Source organism: Citrobacter sp. (assembly GCF_050252275.1).
Taxonomy (GTDB): domain Bacteria; phylum Pseudomonadota; class Gammaproteobacteria; order Enterobacterales; family Enterobacteriaceae; genus Citrobacter_A; species Citrobacter_A amalonaticus.
This window is the reverse complement of sequence record NZ_JBFWLF010000248.1, coordinates 1-6,857: the sequence shown is the minus strand read 5'-3', so window position 1 is coordinate 6,857 and position 6,857 is coordinate 1. Positions and strand designations below refer to the sequence as shown.

At 55.4% G+C, this 6,857-nt stretch carries 7 protein-coding genes and 1 pseudogene; 2 read left to right on the top strand and 6 right to left on the bottom strand.

Features of this window, described 5'->3' with window-relative positions:
• The 6 genes and pseudogenes from AB7E14_RS18165 to AB7E14_RS18140 form a co-directional block, all read right to left on the bottom strand.
• The coding region (locus AB7E14_RS18165; protein WP_428169758.1) for an MFS transporter at window positions 1-557 on the bottom strand (557 nt) is incomplete at its 3' end.
• Between the two features lie 14 nt (window positions 558-571).
• Window positions 572-1,987, bottom strand: coding sequence for a sugar porter family MFS transporter (locus tag AB7E14_RS18160; protein WP_046401620.1), 1,416 nt, complete (start codon window positions 1,985-1,987; stop codon window positions 572-574).
• Window positions 1,988-2,011: 24 nt separating this feature from the next.
• A pseudogene (locus AB7E14_RS18155) lies at window positions 2,012-2,877 on the bottom strand (SMP-30/gluconolactonase/LRE family protein).
• Window positions 2,878-2,879: 2 nt separating this feature from the next.
• Window positions 2,880-3,524: a 2-dehydro-3-deoxy-6-phosphogalactonate aldolase gene (locus AB7E14_RS18150; RefSeq protein WP_058587612.1), complete on the bottom strand. Its 645-nt coding sequence runs from the start codon at window positions 3,522-3,524 to the stop codon at window positions 2,880-2,882.
• The gene (locus AB7E14_RS18145; RefSeq protein WP_044327121.1) at window positions 3,521-4,423 is read right to left on the bottom strand and encodes a 2-dehydro-3-deoxygalactonokinase; all 903 of its coding nucleotides are present in this window, start codon (window positions 4,421-4,423) and stop codon (window positions 3,521-3,523) included. Before AB7E14_RS18145 ends, AB7E14_RS18150 begins: the two co-directional genes overlap by 4 nt.
• 98 nt (window positions 4,424-4,521) lie before the next feature.
• Window positions 4,522-5,253 carry a FadR/GntR family transcriptional regulator gene (locus tag AB7E14_RS18140; protein WP_058587614.1) on the bottom strand — a complete coding sequence of 244 codons (732 nt, stop codon included), beginning with the start codon at window positions 5,251-5,253 and terminating at the stop codon, window positions 4,522-4,524.
• A 94-nt stretch (window positions 5,254-5,347) separates the two neighbouring features.
• On the opposite strand from AB7E14_RS18140, the gene rihC reads away from it, so the two are divergent.
• Together rihC and AB7E14_RS18130 are read left to right on the top strand one after the other, a co-directional pair.
• Window positions 5,348-6,265: a ribonucleoside hydrolase RihC gene (rihC, locus tag AB7E14_RS18135; protein ID WP_044327123.1), complete on the top strand. Its 918-nt coding sequence runs from the start codon at window positions 5,348-5,350 to the stop codon at window positions 6,263-6,265.
• 98 nt (window positions 6,266-6,363) lie between these two features.
• Window positions 6,364-6,857, top strand: a 494-nt coding sequence (locus tag AB7E14_RS18130; RefSeq protein ID WP_428169757.1) for a glucose-6-phosphate isomerase family protein, incomplete at its 3' end; no start/stop codon positions are given.

Below are 6,857 nucleotides of genomic sequence, written 5' to 3'. Positions count from 1 at the left end.
GGAATGGCTTCGACCAGGAACAGCCACTGCCAGTTATGGAGGCCGTCCACACCTTCAAACAGTTTCAGGATAAGGCCGGACAGTGGGCTGCCGATGATGGTGGAGAGAGGCGTGACCAGAATAAACAGCCCCAGCGTGCGTGCCGAGCGCCAGGACGGGAACCACAGCGTCAAATAGAACACGATCCCAGGAAAGAATCCCGCTTCCGCGGCACCGAGCAGGAAACGCAGCACATAGAACTGTGTGGGTGTGGTAACAAAAATCATCGCGGCGGAAAGAATGGCCCACGTGGCCATAATACGGGCTATCCAGAAGCGCGGGCCAAAGCGCTGCATCAGGAGGTTGCTCGGCAACTCAAACAGAAAGTAGCCGATAAAGAAGATACCCGCGCCAAGTCCGTAGACGGTATCGCTGAAGTTAAGCGCATCCTGCATATGCAGTTTGGCGAACCCAACGTTGACGCGGTCGAGATAGGCAAAGAAATAGCAGAGGATCAAAAACGGGATCAGTCTGCGCGTAACTTTGCGGTAAACGCTGTCTTCAGTAGTCGTTGTCATTTTTGTGCTCTCGCTTAGTTAACCGCAGGGCGGTTTTCAGGCTGAGGGATGTCACGCTGCCCGATATCGCGAAGTGCAGCGCCGCTCATCAGATTGCGTTCGATATGTTCCAGAGAAATATTTTTGGTTTCAGGGACAAACAGAATGGTCAGGCCGATACAGATAACGTTGAGCACGCCATACAGCCAGAAGGTATTCGGACTACCTATGGTGTCGATAAGCGTCAGGAACGTTGCGCCGATAATCATGTTGGCGATCCAGTTCGCCATGGTGGAACAGGTGACGCCGAAATCACGTCCGGCAAGCGGTTGGATCTCCGAGCACAGCACCCAGATCAGCGGGCCTGCGCTCATCGCAAAACCGGTGATAAAGATCAGCAGTACGGCAACGGCGACATATTGTTCAGTCAGGCCAGCGATCCCGCTGTAGAACATATAACCGAGGATCCCCATGCATATCGCCATCACGGCATAACCCAGTTTCAGGATGGGCTTACGACCCCAGCGATCCACCAGACCAATGGCGATAAACGTGGCTAAAACGTTGGTCAATCCCGCGATCACCGTGCCCCACATTTGCTCATGAACGGTAGCGAAACCGGCAATCTCAAAAATCTTTGGCGCGTAATACATGATGACGGTCATGCCGGTGAACTGCTGCATAAACTGCAGCAGAATTCCCAGGCCGGTTGAGCGACGGAAATGGCGGTTATTGCGAAATAACTGCCAGCCGCGCTGCTTCATCTTCACACTTTCGCGGATCTGCTCCAGCTCTTCGCGTGCCTCGCGTTGGCTGTTACGCAGCAAACACAGTACTTTTTCCGCCAGCGCGTGCTTGTCTTTCATTGCCAGCCAGCGAGGGCTTTCCGGTAACGTCAGCACGCCAATAAACAAAATGATCGCCGGGAAGGTAATTACGCCAAGCATCCAGCGCCAGTGCCCACCTCCGCTCAAAAGCGTGTCAGAAATGAACGCGGCCAGAATGCCGATGGTGATCATCAACTGATAGAGTGAAATCATGCTGCCGCGGATGTTTTCCGCCGCGATTTCAGACAGGTACAACGGCGCGGTGAAAGAGGCAACACCCACCGCCAGACCGAGAATAAAGCGAGAAATGGCAAGCACTTCCATGCTGTCGGAAAACGCGCAGCCGACGGAGCCGATAATAAACAGCAATGCGCCGAGCAGCAGGCTTTTACGACGACCGAGCGCAGAGGACATCGGGCCGCTGCCCAGCGCACCTAGTGCCGCACCGAACATCATGATGCTGACCACGATTTCCTGTTGGTGGCTGCTGAGCTGGAATTCCTGGGCGAGAAACGGCAGCGCGCCCGCGATAACGCCCATATCCAGACCAAACAGCAGACCTGCCAGGGCGGCCAGGAAGCAGACGGTAAGTGCCTGCCGGTTGAGGGAAGAAGATGTCGTCATAACATTACCTTTCTTATTACCCGGTCAGAGCCTGAAGCGGCGCTCAGGCATGCCCGTGTAGGGGGTTTTTATGCTGATAAGTGCACCGTCGATACTGTCAGGACTAAGCAGCCCATCGCGTGCGGAAGTAATAAAAAGATCGGAAAGTTCAGGTCCACCAAACGTACAACTGCTGGGCTGGCATACCGGCAGCGGCAGGTCATAGAGCGGCGTCATGGTTGTTTTCTTTAATGCCGCAACGGTCAGTAAAGACGAGCCCCAGCGAGCGTTTATCAACAGCCATCGGTGGTTAGCGCCGAACCGTCCGGAATGCCGGGAACGCAGTAGGTCTGCTGGATGGTCAGTGCATTGGCCGTTTCTTTCGCACAATGAATTTGATGACGAAGGGAATCAGCAAACCAGACATAGTCGTCGTACCATTGCAGTGTGTTAGGCACCTGCTGTGCGCCGAGCATCTTTTTCGCTTCACCACCCGCGGCATCCAGCCGATACCACGTGCCAGAGGTCTCTATCGCCTTTGGATCCATCGTGCTGAACCACAGCGATCCGTCTGGCGCTATCGCCGCTTCATTGGGACGCTTCCCTTTTTCCGTTTCTGGCCATGGGGAAAGTAATGTTTTAGCGAGGTTTACGTAGTCATAACACCAGATCCCGCTTTGACTTACCGCAATGAACACGTCCTGAAGCGTGGTTAACAGCACGGCGCTGGTAAACACGGGCATCTCGTGTATTTCAGTACGTTGAGCCTGCGGCCAGTAGCGCAGCAGTTTTCCCGCCAGAATGTCGACCCACAACAGAGAAGCGCTGCGATCGCACCAGATCGGCGTTTCGCCAAGCTGTGCCCGGTAGTCGCTAACACAACGCAGGTTGTCTGCCAGCAAGCGGTTCATCGTTATTGCACCTGCTCCCATGCCTGGCGGTATGCGCCGGCGCGTTTCGTCAGCTCATCCATCGGCATTCCAGCCTGATAAAGTGCACCACCCAGCCCGAAACCGTTGGCTCCGGCCTGCACGTAGCGCTGCATTTGCTCCGTATCCGGACGGATCCCGCCCACGGGCAGGCAGGCCAGGTTACGGGGCAGAACGGCGCGAAAGGCTTTCAGTAATTCAGGCGAAAACTGCTCTGCGGGGAAAAACTTCAGCGCGCTGGCACCTGCATGCAGTGCGGCAAAGGCCTCTGTCGGCGTTATGACACCAGGCAAACTCACCATGTTGTGATGACGAGTACGCTGGATGACGGCGGCATCGGCATTCGGAGAGACGATAAGCTCGCCGCCTGCCGCCGCCACCTCATCCACTTGTTGCACGGTCAGTACGGTGCCTGCGCCCACTCTGGCGCGGTCACCCGCAACCTGGCGCATCAATTGGATGGACTCCAGTGCCGATGGGCTGTTCAGCGGGACTTCCAGCCAGCGGAATCCCGCTTCAATCAGAATTTCTGCGGCGCTTACCGCATCCTTTGGCGTGATGCCGCGAAGAATCGCGATCAGCGGCAGCGGTTCTTCTCGCCAGTGTTCAAAAAAAATCTCAGGGGTCATGCGTGTGTCTCCGGAAGCTGTGCATAAAAGGCGGCCATTCCCCGCAGGAAGCAGGTATCGCCATCGGCAGTGCGTAAAGGGATGTCCAGGGCCTGTGCGGCGAGCAGATAGCGCTCGCAAAGGGAAGGTGAGCCAACAACCCAGCTCTCTTTTTCTGCTGACATCGTGGAAAGCTCATAGCCAATCAACAACCCTGAGAGATAGCTGTGAACCGCACTGAGTGCGATTTCGCCATTCAGACGACGGGTACGGGCAGAAAAAATGAGATGGTTGAAGGGGATGCCCGCGTTGGCGGTCAACACGCCTTCCACAAATGCGGTGCTGTTATCCTGCTGTTCAGGTAACGCGCGACCCAGCAATGAATGCTGGCTGAGCAGTGAAAAGAGTTCGCCCGTCATCAGCGTGGAGAAGTGAGTAATTTCACCTTTCCGCAACAGCGCGTGCTTGCTGTGAGTCCCCGGCAAAATAGCGTGATGCTCATGAGCCGGGTGAAGGGCATTGAGCCCCAGCAACTGGACTTCTTCACCGCGCATAACATCGGGAAGACCATAGGCACTGGCCGAGCTAACGCCGGGCACAATCCACGCTGGGCTTCCCCATGGCGTAGAAAGGGGAAGCGCGTTTTTCCGCAGCTTAACGGCATTCGCCGGAGCGGCGACATACGGTACTTCCTGCCACCCTTGCTGTGAACCGACCATGCCCGCCATAACGATGGGTAACGCACCCAGCTCAGTCAGCCAGGGAGCCAGATGCTGGTGAAGCGTAGCGGCAAACGCGTCTTTAGACAGGGTAAGCAGACCGCAAGGCTGTGCCACAGATGCAATAACCTGCTGGTCATTGATCAAAAATGCACGAAAGTTGGTCGTGCCCCAGTCGACGGCGATCCAGTGTTTTTTCATTTCATGTAATACAAATAAGTTAATCTTGTAATACAAGAATGTTAGGGCAAAAAAACACCACGATCTGTGAGAGAGATCGAAATTATGTCAGTGAAGGATCAAAGAAGGTGATCAACGCAGGCTGGACGATCCTGCCAGATACTTTTTCCGGCGGCATGCAGCAGAATACTGCGCATAAATGCCCTTGCGTCATCTGCCTGGCGCAGGCGAATGGCTTCAAACAATTGAAAATGCTCATCCACCGCCGTTTTAGTTTCATGCAGGTCTTCTTCCAGCGTCTGACGGAATGAGAGCACCATCGCGGCGCTAAGCGCATTGCCCAGCGCCAGCAGGAAAGGGTTGTGTGTGGCCCGGAGCAGCGCCTGGTGAAAGGCCACATCGCCGGCTTCAAATTTGGCTTTTTCAGCTTCTAACTGACCGCTTCGCATCAGTGTGAGCGCATCTTCCATCGCGGCCAGATCGTGACCATTGGCATTCAGCGCCGCAAGCGTGGCGACATTGGGTTCAAACATCAGACGCGTGACCATCAGTTGTTCCACCAGTTCGGCATCGACTTTACCTGTCGCCAGCCAGTTCAGGACATCGATATCCAGTAAACTCCACTGATCGCGGGCATTGACGGTACTGCGCTTTTTCGCCTGAATGGAGATAAGCCCTTTGGCGGCGAGTGTCGCCAGGGCATTGCGCAGCGAGGTACGCGAGACGTTGTACTCTGTCGCCAGTTCATTTTCGCCAGGTAGCGCGCTGCCTGCTGCCAGTTCGCCGCGCAGAATGCGCCCGGCAAGATGCTGAGTAACAGATTCGGAGAGACTGGTCTGCACGACTTTCATTGCATTTCCTGGCTAAATACCTTCACAGTGATGGGCTATATAGTAAGCTAAATAACAGCAAAATGGCTAATAAACGCATAAGGGAGAATCACTTATGGAACGTCTGCCCATTATTCTCGACACCGATCCGGGCATTGATGATGCTGCGGCGATTGCTGCTGCGCTGTTTGCCCCTCAGCTCGATCTGCAATTGATGACTACGGTCGCCGGTAATGTTTCCGTGGAAAAGACCACCCGCAACGCCCTGCAACTGCTGCATTTCTGGAATGCCGACATTCCCCTCGCTCAGGGGGCCGCCACGCCGCTGTTACGTCCGCTACGCGATGCCGCCTATGTTCACGGCGAATCCGGCATGGAAGGCTATGATTTTGTCGAGCATGACCGACAACCGCTAGCGAAACCGGCGTTTATCGCCCTTCGTGACGCGCTGATCAGCGCCCCGGAGCCGATCACGCTGGTGGCGATTGGTCCGCTGACGAATATTGCGCTGTTGCTGATGCACTATCCGGAGTGCACCTTCAACATCCGCCGTCTGGTGATCATGGGCGGTTCTGCCGGACGGGGAAATTTCACCCCTAACGCTGAATTCAATATCGCCGTCGATCCGGAAGCCGCAGCGCGCGTATTCGAAAGTGGCATTGAGATTGTGATGTGTGGGCTGGATGTCACAAACCAGGCGATGTTGACGCCGGATTATCTGGCCTCGCTGCCCACCCTCAATCGCACTGGAAAGATGTTACATGCCTTGTTCAGCCACTATCGCAGCGGGACAATGCGCACCGGCGTGCGAATGCACGATCTCTGCGCGATTGCCTGGCTGGTGCGTCCGGATCTGTTTACCGTCAAGCCGTGCTTTGTCGCGGTTGAAACCCAGGGGGATTATACCGCCGGGACGACCGTGGTGGATATTGAAGGGCGGATGAACAGACCAGCAAACGTGCAGGTCGCTCTGGAAATTAATGTTGCAGGGTTCCAGCAGTGGGTGGCAGAAGTTCTGGCACTGGCACCGTAAGGAGTGTGATACGCACCGCACTCTGTGGACGGAACTGGAAGGTTAATCGATTAATCTGCTAATCTGATTCTGTTGTTCTCCTCGGGCCGGAGACGCATATGAATCTTACTTTTATCCAGCCACCGCAGGTGGAATGGGCGAGCGGCGCGTTGGCAAAAGGGCCGCTGTTACGTAAATCAACCCGCATTCAGAATCTCATTGAGGTTTTTGCCGATGAGCCTGCCCGGCAACAGTTGGCGGGCGAACACGTGGTGTATGACGTTGAGATGCTGGCGACTTCTTCGGCGGAAGGCGAACTCTATACGGGCGTGACGCATCTTTATCCCGGACATGTCGGCGGTGAATACTTTATGACCCGCGGGCATTTCCATGCGCGCCGTGAACAGGGCGAAGTCTATTTTGGCCTGCGCGGAAAGGGACTTTTGCTGCTGCAAAATGAGCACGGGCAGGCGCGACTGGAAAACGATTTCGCCGGATCCATTCATATCATCCCAGGTTTTACCGCACACCGCTTAATCAACACCGGAAATGAGGTGCTCTCCGCGCTTGCTGTCTGGCCTGCTATCGCCGGACATGATTATGCGGCGCTGGC